This is a genomic window from Flavobacterium sp. GQ95 (genome assembly GCF_059758655.1).
Genome location: NZ_JCAXEB010000001.1, coordinates 491006 through 507281 on the forward strand (window position 1 = coordinate 491006; position 16276 = coordinate 507281).

Genomic DNA, 16276 nt, shown 5'->3' on the forward strand with positions numbered 1-16276 from the left:
AAGAGAATAGAATCAAGAGTAAAGATATGATTGTGATTACTAATCCTTCTGCAATTTCTGGCGAAATCAGTATTATTGATTCTTTATTTGAGGAAGGATTGTCTTTGCTTCATATTCGCAAACCTGATTTTTCTGAACCTGAAATGAGGCAATTTATTAATCAGATAAAAGTAGAATTCAGATCTAATTTGATTTTACACAGTCATCATCAATTGGCAGAAGGCTTTGGAATTAACCGAATTCATTTTTCTGAAAAAGATAGAAAAGATAGAACATTAAGAACTATTCCCGGAAAGATTTGTTCGACATCAACGCATTCCATTGAAGATTTTAATTCTTTAGAAAAAGACTTCGACTATTCTTTTTTAAGCCCTGTCTTTAAAAGTATTTCAAAGGAAAATTACAAGCCCGAAAAAGATCTTTTTGAAGCTTTAAAATCAAGAACAAATTTTAAGACAAAAGTTATCGCTTTAGGCGGAATTGATCGCGAAAACATCAAAAAAACACTTGAAAAAGGTTTTGATGATGTCGCGCTTTTAGGCAGCATCTGGAATAGTGAAAACCCGGTAAAACAATTTAAATTATGTCAGCAAATCGCCCATTCGTACTTAGCATAGCAGGATTTGATCCTTCTGGTGGCGCGGGTGTTTTGGCAGATGTTAAAACATTCGAACAACATCAGGTGACAGGTTTTGCTGTTGTAACGGCAAATACAATTCAGACAGAAAACGGCTTTTATGAAATTCAATGGATCAACTTGAGTTTCGTAATCCGTTCGATCGAAACGCTATTTCTAAGTTATAAAATCAAAACGGTAAAAATCGGTATTATGCCAAGTCTGCACTATTTAAACCGAATTCTTTCGACGATAAAATTGTTGTCTCCAGCAACTAAAATTGTTTGGGACCCGGTTTTAAAATCCACGACCAAATTCGAATTTTTGAACATTGAAGAAGATTCCGATCTTAATAAAGTGCTCTCAAAAATTGATTTAATTACGCCTAATTACAACGAAATTGAAATTTTATTTTCTGGTTTTGTCCCAAACAAACTTTGGCTCCAAAATGAAATCCCAACCAACATTTTACTAAAAGGAGGACATAACGAATCAGCAATTGGTACTGATCGTTTGTTCTTAAAAAATGAAATTATTGAGTTAGCTCCATCAGAAAAAAAATGCTTTGAAAAACATGGTTCAGGCTGTGTTTTATCAGCAGCAATCGCCGCAAATCTGGCATTAGATCAAACTTTGCAAGAAGCTTGTAAAAATGCTAAAACCTACATAGAAAAATACCTGAATTCAACATCAACTTTAATTGGATATCACTATGTACAATAAACTACAATACATTTCGCAAGGAAAAATAATCGAAGAGCAATTGTATAATATTCATCACGCCTTAGATGCAGGATGCGATTGGATACAAATGCGCTTCAAAAATCAAACGGCCAAAGACACTTTTGCTTTAGCGGAAGCGGTAAAATTTTTATGCGAAGAATATCTCGCCAATTTTATTGTAAATGACAATTTATATCTGGCACAGCAAATCGCTGCAGATGGTGTGCATTTAGGTTTAACCGATATGAATATTGCCGAGGCAAGAGCGATTCTGGGAAATACCAAAATTATTGGAGGAACAGCCAACACCTTTGAAGATATTGAGAATCATGTGAAAAATGGTTGTGATTACATCGGATTAGGGCCTTTTCGTTTTACCGATACAAAAGAAAAACTAAGCCCAATTTTAGGTTTGTCTGGCTACCATACTATTCTTCAAAAAATGAAAAATAGCAAAATAGAAACTCCTGTTTATGCTATTGGCGGAATCACATTCAACGATATAGGTCTGTTAATGGAAACCGGAATTCACGGAATAGCTGTTTCTGGAATGATTACGAAAAGTGATCAAAAAGAAAAATTAATTCAACAACTCAATGAAAAATTATATGCAAATGTCAGTGTTTAATATTGGTGATAAAAGCTTTAGATCCCGTTTGTTTTTGGGAACAGGAAAGTTTGGTTCTAATATCCAAATGGAAGAAGCGATCTTGGCATCAGAAAGTGAATTGGTAACAGTGGCCTTAAAACGTATCGATCTTGAGACTGATACCGATGTTATTTTGTCACATTTAAAACATCCAAATATCAATTTATTGCCCAATACTTCAGGAGCCAGAAATGCTAAAGAAGCTGTTTTTGCAGCTCAATTAGCAAGAGAAGCACTCGAAACAAATTGGGTAAAACTTGAAATTCATCCCGATCCAAAATATTTAATGCCCGACCCGATTGAGACTTTAAAAGCAACAGAGGAATTGGCCAAACTTGGATTTTTTGTGTTACCGTACATTCATGCAGATCCTGTTTTGTGTAAACATCTGGAAAATGCAGGAACGACGGCAGTAATGCCGTTAGGTTCTCCAATTGGAAGTAACAAAGGCTTAAAGACTATTGATTTTTTAGAGATTATTATCGAACAAAGTAATGTGCCTGTAATTATTGATGCCGGAATTGGCGCTCCATCTGACGCTGCAAAAGCAATGGAAATTGGGGCCGATGCTGTTTTGGTTAATACTGCCATTGCCGTAGCCGGAAATCCAAAATTAATGGCCCAAGCTTTTAGAGAAGCCGTTATTGCAGGCCGAAAAGCTTTTGAAGCTAAAATTGCAAATCAGCAAAATTATGCTGTTGCTTCTAGTCCTTTGACATCATTTTTATATGAGTAAAATTATTTAACCGCAAAGGACGCTAAGATTTACGCAAGGTTTGCAATGGTTTTGTGTTTATTGGAAACAGTCGTAAAGCTTTGCGAACCTTGCGTAAAAACCTCGCGAACTTTGCGGTTAAGAAAAACACAATCCAATGAAAACATTTAAATCCGTTTTTGACAATTACAATTGGGATTCCATTCAATCTAAAATATACCAGACAACTTCTCAGGAGGTCGAACGTGCGCTGGCAAAAACAAAAAGAACTCTCGATGATTTTTTAGTTTTGATTTCTCCTGTTGCCCAAAACTATCTGGAGCAAATGGCACAGCAATGTCATGAAATCACCAAGAAACGTTTCGGAAAAACAATTCAAATGTATGCACCGCTATATTTAAGCAACGAATGCCAGAACATTTGCACCTATTGCGGTTTCAGTTTAGATAATAAAATCAAACGAAAAACACTTACAGATGCTGAGATTAAACTCGAAGTTCAAGCATTAAAAAAAGTTGGCTTTGACCATGTTTTATTGGTTACCGGAGAAGCAAATTACACCGTAAACATTAATTATTTCCTGAATGCCATTGCTTTAATAAGAGAACAGTTTTCGATTATTTCTGTCGAAGTGCAGCCCCTTTCTACTGAAGATTATGGACGTCTGCATGAAGCTGGTGTTTATTCCGTTTTGGTGTATCAGGAAACCTATCATCAGGAAGTTTACAAAAAGTATCATACGAAAGGGAAAAAGTCAAATTTTGATTATCGACTGGAAACTCCCGATCGAATTGGAACTGCCGGAATTCATAAAATTGGTTTAGGCGTTTTATTAGGTTTGGAAGATTGGAGAACCGACAGTTTTTTCAACGCGCTGCATTTAGATTATTTGCAAAAGAAATATTGGCAGACGAAATATTCTGTTTCCTTTCCGAGATTGCGTCCGGCTGAAGGCATTATCGAACCCAATTTTATTATGGATGATAAAGATCTAACACAACTTATTTGTGCTTATCGTTTATGGAACGAAGATCTGGAAATCTCCATTTCGACTCGTGAAAATGAAAGATTCAGAAACAATATTATTCCGATTGGTGTAACCAGCATGAGTGCCGGTTCTAAAACTAATCCGGGAGGCTATGTCGTTGATCCACAATCTTTGGAACAATTCGAAATCAGCGACGAAAGATCTGCAAAAGAAATAGCAGAAATCATAAAAAAATCAGGTTACGAACCGGTCTGGAAGGATTGGGACAGGAGTTATCATTAAAAAATTCCAAACTTTAAATTCCAAATTCCAACCTCGATCTAAAATCGACAATCAGATGTTTCGACTCTACTCAACCAGACAACTTCTAACACATAACATTTAACTCTCAAATGAGCATTATACAAGAATTTCTACGTTATAACCGACAAACCATTCTTCCTGAAATTGGCGATGAAGGTCAGGAAAAACTAAAAAAAGCAAAAGTATTGGTAATAGGTGCTGGTGGCTTGGGCTGTCCTATTTTACAATATATTGCAACGGCCGGAGTTGGTTTTATTGGAATTATGGATTTTGATACCATTGAGATTCACAACTTACATCGACAGATTTTATATACTGAAAATGAAATTGGGAAAGAAAAGGCACTTGTCGCCAAAGAAGTCGTTTCTAAATTGAATCCGTTAATTGAGGTTGAAGCTATTAATATGAAATTGACAACTGAAAACGCAGCAACAATCCTTCAGCAATATGATGTTATTGTTGATGGGTCTGATAATTTTACCACACGTTATTTGGTAAACGATACTTGTGTTCAATTTCAAAAACCTTTGGTCTATGGAAGTATCTTAAAATTTGAAGGTCAGGTTGCTGTTTTTAATCATAATGGTAGTAAAAACCTGCGCGATTTATTTCCTGTGATGCCAGATCCAAAAGAGGTTCCAAATTGTAATTTGAATGGCGTTTTAGGAACTTTGCCAGGAATTATCGGAACGATGATGGCGCACGAAACCCTCAAATTAATTTTAGAATTACCAACTTTAAAAAATGAACTGGTACTTTTTAATACCTTGAATTGGAGTTTTACAAAGCTGAATTTTTAAAAAACAATTTTATCACCTACGCTGATAACTCCTGAATTCAAACTAACAATATTAGTTCCGAATAAAACGGAGTTATTTACATTTCTATACTTGCTTAAAGTTTTCAAAGGTTCTTTTTTAACGATACCTTTTTGCGGATCATTATTTACCATAATACATCTTCCACAAGGCTTTACATTTTTAAATTGAACTTCTCCAATTTTGAAGGTATCAAGATTGTCTTCTTCATGTTCTTTTTGAGTACTGATTACAATGTTCGGACGAAATCTTTTTATGGTAATTTTTTCTGCTAATTTATCATTCAAAAAATCCAGACTTTCTGTGCCGATTAACAAATACGGGTATCCATCAGCAAGACTTACATTGAAAGTTTCTTTTAGTCGGGAACTTTCATGTTTGCGATCTCCATTTTTAATTATTTTAACCAATTTGCATTCAAAACCCAATTGTTCGCTGAACCATTTTGAAGTTGTCTGATTTACCTCAACAACTTCGCTTTTATCATCCCAGACATTTACTTGGATTGGATTATCTAAATGTTCCGTTGTAGAAAATTCATGTTTTTGATCCTGAAAAGTAATGCTGATTTTTCCATCTGAAATTTGCGGATAAAACTGACTCATGATAGGATATTCTCTTTGCGTTATCATTTGATTTTCGGCATCCATCAACATCCAACGACGATCATTTTCAAAGCCCATTTCTTCAGCTTTAGCATTTTGACAGCTAATTCCAGCTAAACTTTTTATCGGATAGATATAAATTTCTTTTACAACGTGAATTGCACTCATTTTACTTACTTTTTAAAATAGATATAAATTCATCACGATCAATTTCGCGACAGCCTAAACTCTCTAAATGTGGATTATAAACCTGACAATCCAATAGCTTATAATTTTCTTTTTCTAATTTATTTACCAAAGCGATAAAAGCAACTTTTGAAGCATTAGAAATTTTTGAAAACATACTTTCTCCACAAAAAATATCGCCCAAATCAATTCCGTACAACCCCCCAACCAAAACCTCACTCTGCCAAACCTCAACCGATTTTGCAATTCCCTGAGCGTGAAGTTTACAATAGGCTTCGATCATTTCGTTTGAAATCCAGGTTCCGTCCTGACCGTCTCGTTTTATCTTTTGACAATTCGAAATTACATCTTCAAAATTTTGATTAAAGGTAACTTTAAACTGATTTCTATTCAAGATATTACGCATGCTTTTGGACACAATTAATTCATCCAAAAACAAAACCATTCTGGGATCCGGTGACCACCATAAAATAGGTTCTCCTTCATTAAACCAAGGGAAAATTCCGCTTTTGTAAGCCAGCTTTAATCTTTCTGGATTTAAATCACCGCCAATTGCCAGAATGCCTTCTTCATCAGCTTCTGAAACGGGAGGAAAAACTATATCATCAAATAAATAATACATCTTTTAAAATAATCAATTTTTAAATTCCAAATTCCAAACGCTTAGAAAATCTTGTCAAAGTTTAAAACTTTGACAAAGATCTAATAGGATATAAAAAATTCCAAATCCCAATACACAGAATGATTTGGAATTTGGAATTTAAATTTTTTGGAATTTAAACTTATTAGAAAGGCAAATCGTCTGGTTCGTCTTCGTTTAAGTTTGTTGCCGGAGCAAAAGTTTCTGCAGCAGGCATTGGTGGCGTTTGACCAGGCCCTTCCGGAGCTAATCTTTCGATTCTCCAACCTTGAATACTATTAAAATATCTAGTTTCTCCTTGTGGATTAACCCATTCTCTTCCTCTTAAATTGATAGAAACTTTTACAGCTTCACCTTGTTTGTAGCTGCTTAACAAATCGCATTTATCCTGAGTAAATTCAATCAAAATATGTTGAGGATATTGCTCATCTGTAGTAACAACCAACTCTCTTTTTTTGAATGCAGCACTAACTTGTTGCTCTGGATTAACCACTTTTACTTTTCCTGTAACTTCCATCTTCGTCTATATTAATTATTGTTTCTATTCTTATTTTTTGGCTAAAAGCACTTTCCAAGCCGATGAAATATCATCATTATTCAGGTATTTTTTGGCTTCTAAATGAATTTTTTCCTGATCATCTGAGCTTAAAACTCCTTTCACTGAAAAATTTTCTTTCACAAATATACTAACTTCTTCTGTTGTAGGCAAGGCTTCTATATTACCTAATTTTCCAAGATCATTTCCGTTGAAAACTGAGCTTTCTTTGATGAAATTCGGAATTACATCTACTCCAACTCCTAAAGTCGTTAATGGTTTTGGCACTTCAAAAAGTCCCTGGTTTGATCTTGAGTACCAATTATTTCCCAATCTTGAAACCAGATCAATTTTATGTTGATCGATAGCTCCATTTTCATCTAAAACAGCTTCATGAATATGCATTTTCACCACTTCACAAAGAATCAGATTTCCTGCTCCGCCTTCTGTTCCTAATGGAATAATCTGCGTGACTTTGCACTCAAACTGCACCGGCGACTCTTTTACACGATAGGGTTTTACCAGATCTGACGGAATTTGTGTTAATCCTGCTTTGATAAATTCGTTTACGCCTTCTGCATATTCTGTACTTGCCAATGATGTTTGCTGCACTAAATCATAATTAACAACATTGATAACAACTTCTCGTGTTGCTTCAACATTAATCAGTGTATGTTTGACCGTATTATCACGTACGCGCCGTGCCGGCGAAAAAACCAAAATGGGCGGATTGGCACTAAATACATTAAAGAAACTAAAAGGTGACAAATTCGGAATTCCCTTTGTGCTGATTGTACTGGCAAAAGCAATTGGCCTTGGCCCTACAGCGCTTTGCAGATAACCGTGTAATTTTACCGTTGGTATTTCTTTTGGATCAATGCTAATCATATTTTTTCTTTTTAACCGAACCTCATTTCGGTATCTGCAAAAGTAGAGAAATCGTTTAATCCAAAGAAATACTTTAGGACATAAAAACAAAAATCTTTAGTAAATAACAAAATATAAAATGTGTTTATTTCGTTATATTTATACCTCAAAAAAATACCTATGTCTTTTTCCGAAAGAAGAAATACTACCCGCTGGATTATCATTTCCATCTCCTTTTTAATCATTTCTCTGATTCTTTGGAATACCTATATCTTTTTTCAGGTTTTCAAAAACGAGGAAAGGTTAAAAATGAATCTTTTAGCGAATGCACAGAAGGCGTTGGTCAATGCAGATGAAAACACGGACTTAGACTTACCGCTTGAAATTTTAAATAACAACCACTCCGTTCCGGTAATGCTAACAATGTATGGCGATAAAATTATCAGTTCTGTCAATGTGCCGGAAAAAATAATGGAAGACGAGAAAAAATCGCTGTCTTATTTAAAAAATCTAAAGCGGGAAAATGATCCGATTGTTATTGAATACGCTCCGGGAAAATTTCAGAAATTATATTATGGAAACTCTGAGTTAATCAATAAACTCAAATATTATCCGATTGCTTTACTACTGATTATCTTTTTATTTGGTGCCTTAATTTACAATTTTTACAAAAGCACCAAAATGGCTACGCAAAATAAGCTATGGGCGGGTATGGCAAAAGAGACGGCTCATCAAATTGGTACGCCTCTTTCTTCCTTAATCGGCTGGGTTGAAATTTTAAGAACGGAAGAAATTGATCCATCCATAACGGTGGAAATTGAAAAAGATATTGACCGATTGCAAACCATTACAGATCGTTTTTCTAAAATTGGTTCGGTTCCCGCTTTAGAAATCCATGATATTATTTCTGAAACTTTAAGTAGTTACGAATATCTGCAATCCCGATTTTCAAAACAAGTCACGTTTTCTTATGATGCTCCGAAAGAACCCATTTTCGCCATGATAAATCCAACGCTCCATAGCTGGACTATTGAAAATCTTGTTAAAAATGCCATTGATGCTATGAAAGGAAAAGGAACTTTAGATCTTCATATTGAACAAGATGCACATCATATCAAAATAAACATCAAAGATTCAGGAACCGGGATTTTAAAAAAACAATTCAAAACCATTTTTGAACCTGGTTTTACAACCAAAAAACGTGGTTGGGGATTAGGACTTTCTTTAACCAAAAGAATTGTAGAAGAATATCACCGTGGCAAAATAAAAGTTTTGCATTCTGAAATTGGAAAAGGAACTACATTTCAGATTTTACTAAATAAAAAAGAGCAGTAAATAATTTTACTACTCTTTTTTATTTTTGCCAGACTGAGCGAAGTCGAAGTCCGATATTTTTTTTACAAATTCACCTGAATACTTTTAGCCAAAGCTTCAAATTCTTCTTTAGAAAGTGATACTTTATTTTGAAAACGCATTTCATCCATATGATTTAAAGGAATCAAATGAACGTGTGCATGGGGAACTTCTAAACCAACAACTGCCATGCCCACTCTTTTACAAGGAACGGTTTTTTCTAAAGCAATTGCTACTTTCTTAGAAAACTTCATTAATCCTAAATACAATTCATCATCCATATCAAAAATCTTATCGATTTCTTGTTTTGGAATACAAAGTGTATGCCCTTTCGCATTTGGATTTACATCTAAAAAAGCCAAATAATTATCATCTTCAGCAATTTTATATGAGGGAATTTCTCCATTTACTATTTTCGTGAATATGCTCATTGTGTAATTTTTAAAAATCTAATAGTGAGATTAGCTTACGCTCCGTTCGCTTCGCTCGGGTGCTTCGTTCCTCGCATGACTTAGTCTCTTGAAATTTCAAGAATTTCAAATTTCAGAACTCCGTTTGGAACTGTAATTTCGGCAACTTCCCCAACTGATTTTCCAAGTAAACCTTTTCCAATAGGAGATGTTACTGAGATTTTTCCAGTTTTTAGGTCGGCTTCACTTTCAGCAACAAGCGTATATTTCATTTCCATTCCGTTGCTTTGGTTCTTAATTTTTACATTAGAAAGCACCAATGCTTTTGAAACATCTAATTGTGATTCGTCTATTAATCTGGCGTTCGAATACACTTCTTCCAGTTTAGCAATTCTCATTTCTAATAAACCCTGCGCTTCTTTTGCTGCATCATATTCGGCGTTTTCAGACAAATCACCTTTATCTCTTGCTTCTGCTATATCTTGAGATGCCTTCGGACGCATTACACTTTTTAAATGCTCCAACTCATCTTTCAACTTTTTTAATCCTTCTGCGGTATAATAAGATACTTTACTCATAACTTCATCGTTTATATAAATACAAAAAATCCCATCGGGACGGGATTTCTTATTACAAATATACTATTATTTTTAATAGTACATAATTATATGTTAATCATATAAAATTCAAAACTAAATAATTTATTTTTGTTTCACCAATTCTTATTAAAATCAATGAAAAAATTCTGGCTCTTAATCGTATTTGTTTCCATACTTTTCTCTTGTGGTGATAGTGAACGAAGCAATAATAATCCTAATATACCTAATTATTCCGTTAACTTATCTGTAGACATGAATCTGCCTGCGTATTCAAATCTTAAATTTGTAAGCAACGGGGTTATTGTTCCGAATTTTGGAGCAAAAGGGGTTATCATTTTTAACGCTGGAAGCGGATACAATGCATTTGATGCTGCGTGCCCAAATCAGGCTTTAAATTCGTGCACAGCAATGACCATTGATGGTATTAATGCCGTTTGCTCTTGCGATAAAACTGCATACAGTTTATTTACCGGACTTGGAGGTAAGGAATATCCGCTGAAACAATATCGCGTTGAAGTTATAGGAACCACAATTCACGTATACAACTAAAAACAAAAAGCCTGAAAATTTAAAACTTTCAGGCTTTTTTATTTTTGTATTAGTCTAGAATTTCAAAGTTAGTCCAGCTAAGAAATTGATTCCCGCTTGTGGATAATAGTATGGATAGATATCCCACATTGCCCCATTAGAAACATATTTTTTATCTAAAATATTATTTACCAATCCTGTAATCATTATCGATTTAAAAACAGATTTTGGCTTAATTTCATAAGACACATTCAAATCGTTCACAAAATAATCAGCCAGTTTTGCTGATGGCAATTCGATATTATTCATGTATTGCTCACCAACATATTTCTGTAATAACGAAATATGTAAATTTTCAAGCGGGCTATAAACAATTATATTTCCTGCAATTACTTCTGGTGAATAGGCGATTTTAGTTGTTCCATAATTCTGACCTTCAACAGCCAAATCAACATTTTTATTGCTGCTTAAAGTGAAGTTAGGACGAAATATAAATTTATCTGAAAGTTTAATTGTTGCATCAACTTCAAATCCTAAACGATAACTTTTATCTGTATTTGAACGAATTGGCGCTCCAACATCGTCTAATGTTCCGGTTAAGATCAACTGATCTTTGTAAGCCATATAATAGAAATTCGAATTTAGTTGAAATTTCTCCGAATTAAATCTCCAACCTAATTCGAAATCATTTAGTTTTTCCGGCTTTACATTTCCGCCTTCGTAATCCGTTCTGTTTGGTTCACGATTGGCTCTTGCGTATGAAAAATAAAGGGTGTTTTTTTGATTGATTTCGTAGTTCAAACCCGCTTTCGGATTAAAGAAATTGAAATTATCATCAATCAAACCTGTTTCTGCACTATTGGCTTTGTATTTTACATTTCTATATTGTAAATCACCATAAAAACTTAATTTGTCAGTGAATTGATAATTGGCTTTCGCGAAAATATTCCCATCCGTTTTAGTTGAAAAATCATCGTAATAATGATCTCCCAATTCCGATTGAGAGGCATATCTTGCCCAAATCACTTTCCCAAAATGATCACCTTCGTATTTGTTCCAGCCTCCGCCAAAAATAACATCCAGCTTTTCATCTTTATATTTCACAGAGAATGTTGTTCCATAAAAATCATTATCCAACCATTTTTGACGCACTAAATCGGTTGTTGTTATTGCTCCAACCGGCAGTAAACTATAGTCGGACATATCAGCATCTTCCTTGTAGTTTTCGTAATATCCTTTTCCTTTAGTATAATGAACCGCCAGGTTTGAGCTCCATTTATCAGACAATGCCTCACTCCAATGCAATTGATAATGATCTTGTTGATAATTATCAGTCTCATTATCATAAAAACGAATATTACCAGCTTCGTCTGTATACATCCCGGCAGAATTGAAAGTACGGTTTGAATTTAGGGTTTCAGCATCAATTCCGTTCCAGGATTGGTATGTTTTCTCTGTTCCGCCAAATACTAATGCTTTAATTAAAGTCGTTTTACCTACATAAGTTCCCTGTAAAAAATAAGATTTCAAATCAGAACTCGCTCTGTCTACATAACCATCAGATTTAATTCTGGACAAACGTCCGGCCAATTCAAAATGATCATTTAATAAACCTGTACTAAATTTTACTGTATTTTTTTGAGAATTGAAACTTCCGTAAGAACTTGAAATTTCGCCATTTGCTTTAGAGGCATAATTATCGGTCAGCATATTTAAACTGGCACCAAATGCTGCAGAACCGTTTGTAGAAGTTCCAACACCACGTTGTAATTGAAGACTTTCTACCGAAGAAGCAAAATCAGGCATATTAACCCAAAATGTTCCCTGACTTTCAGCATCATTGTATGGAATTCCATTAATAGTAACGTTAACACGTGTTGCATCGCTTCCACGAACACGAATTCCGGTATAACCCATTCCGTTACCAGCGTCAGAAGTTGTAACAACAGAAGGTAAATAATTCATAAGAATTGGAATATCCTGACCCAGATTTCTGTATTTGATGTCTTTTTTATCCAAATTACTAAATGTAACTGGTGTTTTTGTAGTAACACGAACTGCTGAAACCAAAACCTCATCAAGAGAGTTTACCTTGACAGAATCTTTTTCCTGAGCAATAGAGAATAGAGTAAAGGAGAAAGAGAATAGAAGAAAGAGAATAGATTTGGTTCTTCTCGTTTCAGTAAACTTAGAACCTTTGTAACTTAGCACCTTAGTACCTTTGTAAAATGTTTTCATCCGTAAAAAAATTACGAATAAAAGGGGGAATTATTCTTTTTTGTTAAATTAATAAATGTGTTTCTTACGACAAGATATAGTGTGCACGCTAACCATTGTCGTTTTTTCCCTTAGCGACATTACTCGCTCAGGTTCTTTGGGTATGATCTCAGCTCGTTATTTAGAGCACCCCTTTGAGACAGTGCAAATGTAGTGTTAAAAAACAAATTCCAAAAAATTAAATTCCAAATTCTAAAAAACTCATAAATTAAATTCCAAATTCCAAAAACTCACAGATTAAATAAAATTCCAAAAACTAAAATCCCAAATTCCAATTGAAAACTACATGAAGTAGGCTTTGTTTGGAATTTGGAATTTATCCCGAAACTTCGGGATTGGGATTTAATCTATGTTTGGTTTTCTCCGGGATTGTTTTATTTCAGAAATATTCTTTTTGTCTTTAATTCGCTTTTTGATAACTGATTTTGGAATCTTGGTTGCTTTCCGAATTTTAGGGACATGCAATCCTTTTTTGATGATTTCTAAAAAACGTTTTACTACAATATCTTTGTTTTTAAGCTGGCTTCGGTCTTCATCGCAATTTAAAATCAGAATGTTTTCAGTTGTTAACCTTGATTCAATATTCGTCAGTAAAAGCACTTTTTCTTCTTCCGATAAGGCTTGCGATGTATTCAAATCAAAAGTCAGCACCACTTTTGATGATACTTTATTTACGTTTTGTCCGCCGGCGCCACTGCTCCGAACGGCTTTAAAACTTAATTCTGATATGATTTTTTCGGTATCCATTATTGTGGCTGATGTGCCGCTTTTAATAAATCATTTACTGTTTTCACCGGATTAAAGGTTATCAACGGAACCGCTACAAAAATGGTAAGCCAATTGGCCATTGCACCATTCCATAATCCAGGTAATTCATAACTTTTAACTGTTTTTCCTTCAAAGTTTTTTTCTACAATAAACCCTGCATTTTGATCTGTAAATTGCATTAAATCAAACTTATTGTTTTTATAATTTCTAATTCCGCACACTAAATCTACCGGATTAAAATGTGTCGCCTCCTTTAAAATTTTATGTTGTTTTTTATTACCCGTATCTACTTGAGAAGCTTCTACAATTTGCAAAGAAACTACACCTTTAGTATTCATCACCCAAAATGGCCCGCCTCCGGGTTCTCCTTCATTCTTAACCATTCCACAAACACGAATTGGCCGATCAAGCAATTCTTTTATCTTAGAAATTTTATTTTCAAAAGTAAATTTATTAAAATCATTGGTCATCTCAACATTGAGCTTATCCGATAAAAAACGAATGATTTCATCAATATTATCTTCTTTAATTTCTTGTTTGTCGATAGCTTTAAGATAACTAAAGACTTTTTGTTGAATTTCAATTAAAACACCTGCCAAGGCCTTTTTATATAAGGTAATTTTCTCAATATGATTTTGAATTACATTGTCAATATTTTTGATAAATATAATATCTGATTCAAGCTCATTTAAATTCTCAATTAAAGCACCGTGTCCACCTGGCCTAAAAACCAATGCGTTATGTTTATTATCCCTCACAGGATTATTTTCAAGATCAACGGCAATTGAATCAGTAGCTTTATTTTGATATGAATAATTAATATTGATTCGAATTCCTGAATCCTTTTCTACTTTTTCTTTAACGAGCTCAACTGCTTGTTCAAATAAATTTTGATGCGCTTCGGTAACTGTAAAATGAAGATTAGAAAGCTGATTTGATGAAGCATAATGCGCGCATTCGTTCAAATGTTCTTCTATAGGATTTGCAATATGTGTTTTATATTTATGAAAAGGTAAAACAGCCTTTGGCTTATTGGCAAAGTCAAAATGATCAGCAGACAGCAATAATTTTATAAAGTAATAATTTTTATAATCTCTGTCTAAAGTATCAAAATCAGTATAAATTTCTTTTAGTTTTGAATATACAGCTTCAAAAAAAGGAAGCTTTTCCATTGCTACAATAAAAATAGGCAATTCTTTATCTTTTTTCCTATTGATATAAGCATTTATAGTTTCTTTTTCAATATTAAAATCGTTCAGAAAAGTTCGTAAAAACTTAAACATTCTTGTTGCCGCTCCTGAAGCCGGGACAAATTTCTTTATTTTCAGCTTTTTCTTTTGAGAATCAAAAAAAACAGCTTTTTCTTCGAATTCGTCCTGAGATAAGCTTAAAATCCCATTATTAATTGTACCGGGACTTACTAAATTACTTTTTGTAATTCCGTTTTTTAAAATATCCAATTGTTTTAAGATAGTAGCAAAAGGAATTCCTTTATTGTATATGTAAACAAAATCAGCTGAAGAAAAGCCCCGATCTTTAGCTATAGCCAAATTATCGATAATTGAAGATGCCTTTATCAGACGACTTTCTTTATCACCAGAAAGGGTGATAAACGGTTTGTTAGTATCTATGAGACTTTGTTTGAAAACGGAAAAGACCGTTTCCCGACCATTAGGCGTATCTCTAATATCATCTTTTTCCCAAGGAACATCAATATCCGTCAGAAAAAACAAATCGTATTCATGTTCCACCGCTGCTTGATTTAACATGGGATCACAAAAACCATAATACATTTCAGAAAAAACTTTGGTAACCATTAAATTGGTATCGCAAAACAAATATTTCTTCGCTGTTGAAAGTTTTTCATTTTCTAATGCCGTCTGGCCATATGCAATAGGAAGCATATCATCAGCAATACAAATGTGCTGATTCTCTTCCCATTTTTCTTGTAAATAGTCACGTGCAAACTCAGGAACCCAGTCGGTTTCATAATAATCTGCAAGCTGTTTTGCTAAAGTGGTTTTCCCTGTGCTCTCAGGGCCAAATAAAGCAATTTTTATGATATTTGTTTTTTGCTGTCTAAGATTTTTCTCCATTCTAAATAAGCTGAAATAGCTAAAATTGTAAAAATTAAATACTGAAGTGACAACATCCCTAAGCCACGATAAGCATAAAGAGGCACTACAATAATATCACCTATAATCCAAAGTGTCCAGTTTTCGATTTTTTTTCTGGCCATGTACCACATTCCTGCAAAAAATATTCCTGACGAAATCATATCGACATAATTGTCATTTTTAATTTCATAATCGAAATATTTATAAATCCCGAAAACTACAAAAACAGTAATAATAAACAGGGCGATCCCTATTATTTTTTCATTACTATTTGTCCGGGTAATGGGCATATTATCCTCTTTTGTTCCACCTTTTGCCCACACATACCAGCCATAAATACTCATTACTGAGAAATATCCGTTTATAATCATATCACCAATATAACCTGCAATATATAAAAGATATACTGAAATTACAGTAGCGATTAACCCTGTCGGATAAACCCAGATATTCTCCTTTTTAGCAAACCAAACACTTAATATTCCACATACAAAAACTAAAAACTCTAAAGCAATGTGCCATAAAGGAGCATTTTTGTAACTGTCAAGAAAAAAATCAATCATTTGAGTTGGTGGTTTG

The 16276-nt window shown here is 33.9% G+C and carries 18 protein-coding genes; 8 read left to right on the forward strand and 10 right to left on the reverse strand.

Annotated elements, in window-relative coordinates; all coding sequences use genetic code 11:
- The first annotated feature begins 26 nt into the window (after window positions 1-26).
- The 6 genes from AC6CH4_RS02135 to AC6CH4_RS02160 all read left to right on the forward strand — a co-directional run bounded on the left by AC6CH4_RS02135 (window position 27) and on the right by AC6CH4_RS02160 (window position 4794).
- Window positions 27-617, forward strand: coding sequence for a thiamine phosphate synthase (locus AC6CH4_RS02135; protein ID WP_498099743.1), 591 nt, complete (start codon window positions 27-29; stop codon window positions 615-617).
- Window positions 584-1339, forward strand: a complete 756-nt coding sequence (locus AC6CH4_RS02140; RefSeq protein WP_498099745.1) for a hydroxymethylpyrimidine/phosphomethylpyrimidine kinase — start codon at window positions 584-586, stop codon at window positions 1337-1339. Before AC6CH4_RS02135 ends, AC6CH4_RS02140 begins: the two co-directional genes overlap by 34 nt.
- The gene (locus tag AC6CH4_RS02145) at window positions 1329-1967 is read left to right on the forward strand and encodes a thiamine phosphate synthase (RefSeq protein ID WP_498099747.1); all 639 of its coding nucleotides are present in this window, start codon (window positions 1329-1331) and stop codon (window positions 1965-1967) included. Before AC6CH4_RS02140 ends, AC6CH4_RS02145 begins: the two co-directional genes overlap by 11 nt.
- Window positions 1954-2724: a thiazole synthase gene (locus AC6CH4_RS02150; protein ID WP_498099749.1), complete on the forward strand. Its 771-nt coding sequence runs from the start codon at window positions 1954-1956 to the stop codon at window positions 2722-2724. Before AC6CH4_RS02145 ends, AC6CH4_RS02150 begins: the two co-directional genes overlap by 14 nt.
- Before the next feature lie 136 nt (window positions 2725-2860).
- On the forward strand, window positions 2861-3973 hold the full coding sequence (thiH, locus tag AC6CH4_RS02155) for a 2-iminoacetate synthase ThiH (RefSeq protein ID WP_498099751.1): 1113 nt from the start codon (window positions 2861-2863) through the stop codon (window positions 3971-3973).
- Between the two features lie 110 nt (window positions 3974-4083).
- Window positions 4084-4794, forward strand: a complete 711-nt coding sequence (locus tag AC6CH4_RS02160; RefSeq protein WP_498099753.1) for a HesA/MoeB/ThiF family protein — start codon at window positions 4084-4086, stop codon at window positions 4792-4794.
- Here AC6CH4_RS02160 and AC6CH4_RS02165 read toward each other — a convergent pair.
- The 4 genes from AC6CH4_RS02165 to AC6CH4_RS02180 form a co-directional block, all read right to left on the reverse strand.
- Window positions 4791-5585: an MOSC domain-containing protein gene (locus AC6CH4_RS02165; RefSeq protein ID WP_498099755.1), complete on the reverse strand. Its 795-nt coding sequence runs from the start codon at window positions 5583-5585 to the stop codon at window positions 4791-4793. The two genes, AC6CH4_RS02160 and AC6CH4_RS02165, sit on opposite strands and share 4 nt — an antisense overlap.
- Window position 5586: 1 nt before the next feature.
- The gene (aat, locus tag AC6CH4_RS02170; protein ID WP_498099757.1) at window positions 5587-6225 is read right to left on the reverse strand and encodes a leucyl/phenylalanyl-tRNA--protein transferase; all 639 of its coding nucleotides are present in this window, start codon (window positions 6223-6225) and stop codon (window positions 5587-5589) included.
- 163 nt (window positions 6226-6388) lie between these two features.
- Window positions 6389-6760, reverse strand: coding sequence for a DUF3127 domain-containing protein (locus AC6CH4_RS02175; RefSeq protein WP_056190401.1), 372 nt, complete (start codon window positions 6758-6760; stop codon window positions 6389-6391).
- A 30-nt stretch (window positions 6761-6790) separates the two neighbouring features.
- Window positions 6791-7666 carry a flavin reductase family protein gene (locus AC6CH4_RS02180; RefSeq protein ID WP_498099759.1) on the reverse strand — a complete coding sequence of 292 codons (876 nt, stop codon included), beginning with the start codon at window positions 7664-7666 and terminating at the stop codon, window positions 6791-6793.
- 159 nt (window positions 7667-7825) lie between these two features.
- Between AC6CH4_RS02180 and AC6CH4_RS02185 the strand changes: the two genes are divergently transcribed.
- A complete protein-coding gene (locus AC6CH4_RS02185) occupies window positions 7826-8980 on the forward strand; it encodes a sensor histidine kinase (RefSeq protein WP_498099761.1) in 1155 nt (384 codons plus the stop codon).
- 62 nt (window positions 8981-9042) lie between these two features.
- Here the strand turns inward: AC6CH4_RS02185 and AC6CH4_RS02190 are convergent, their stop codons facing one another.
- Together AC6CH4_RS02190 and greA are read right to left on the reverse strand one after the other, a co-directional pair.
- On the reverse strand, window positions 9043-9429 hold the full coding sequence (locus AC6CH4_RS02190) for an HIT family protein (protein ID WP_498099763.1): 387 nt from the start codon (window positions 9427-9429) through the stop codon (window positions 9043-9045).
- Window positions 9430-9509: 80 nt separating this feature from the next.
- Window positions 9510-9986: a transcription elongation factor GreA gene (gene greA / locus AC6CH4_RS02195; protein WP_029271926.1), complete on the reverse strand. Its 477-nt coding sequence runs from the start codon at window positions 9984-9986 to the stop codon at window positions 9510-9512.
- Window positions 9987-10142: 156 nt separating this feature from the next.
- On the opposite strand from greA, the gene AC6CH4_RS02200 reads away from it, so the two are divergent.
- Window positions 10143-10556 (forward strand): Rieske (2Fe-2S) protein, encoded by a 414-nt coding sequence (locus AC6CH4_RS02200; RefSeq protein ID WP_498099765.1) that lies wholly within the window; start codon window positions 10143-10145, stop codon window positions 10554-10556.
- Window positions 10557-10610: 54 nt separating this feature from the next.
- Here AC6CH4_RS02200 and AC6CH4_RS02205 read toward each other — a convergent pair whose 3' ends face one another.
- From AC6CH4_RS02205 to pnuC, 4 genes are all read right to left on the reverse strand, one after another.
- On the reverse strand, window positions 10611-12773 hold the full coding sequence (locus AC6CH4_RS02205; protein WP_498099767.1) for a TonB-dependent receptor: 2163 nt from the start codon (window positions 12771-12773) through the stop codon (window positions 10611-10613).
- 381 nt (window positions 12774-13154) lie between these two features.
- Window positions 13155-13559, reverse strand: a complete 405-nt coding sequence (gene arfB, locus AC6CH4_RS02210; protein WP_498099769.1) for an alternative ribosome rescue aminoacyl-tRNA hydrolase ArfB — start codon at window positions 13557-13559, stop codon at window positions 13155-13157.
- The gene (locus tag AC6CH4_RS02215; RefSeq protein WP_498099771.1) at window positions 13559-15676 is read right to left on the reverse strand and encodes a DUF4301 family protein; all 2118 of its coding nucleotides are present in this window, start codon (window positions 15674-15676) and stop codon (window positions 13559-13561) included. Before AC6CH4_RS02215 ends, arfB begins: the two co-directional genes overlap by 1 nt.
- Window positions 15637-16260, reverse strand: coding sequence for a nicotinamide riboside transporter PnuC (pnuC, locus tag AC6CH4_RS02220; protein ID WP_498099773.1), 624 nt, complete (start codon window positions 16258-16260; stop codon window positions 15637-15639). Before pnuC ends, AC6CH4_RS02215 begins: the two co-directional genes overlap by 40 nt.
- Window positions 16261-16276 lie beyond the last annotated feature (16 nt).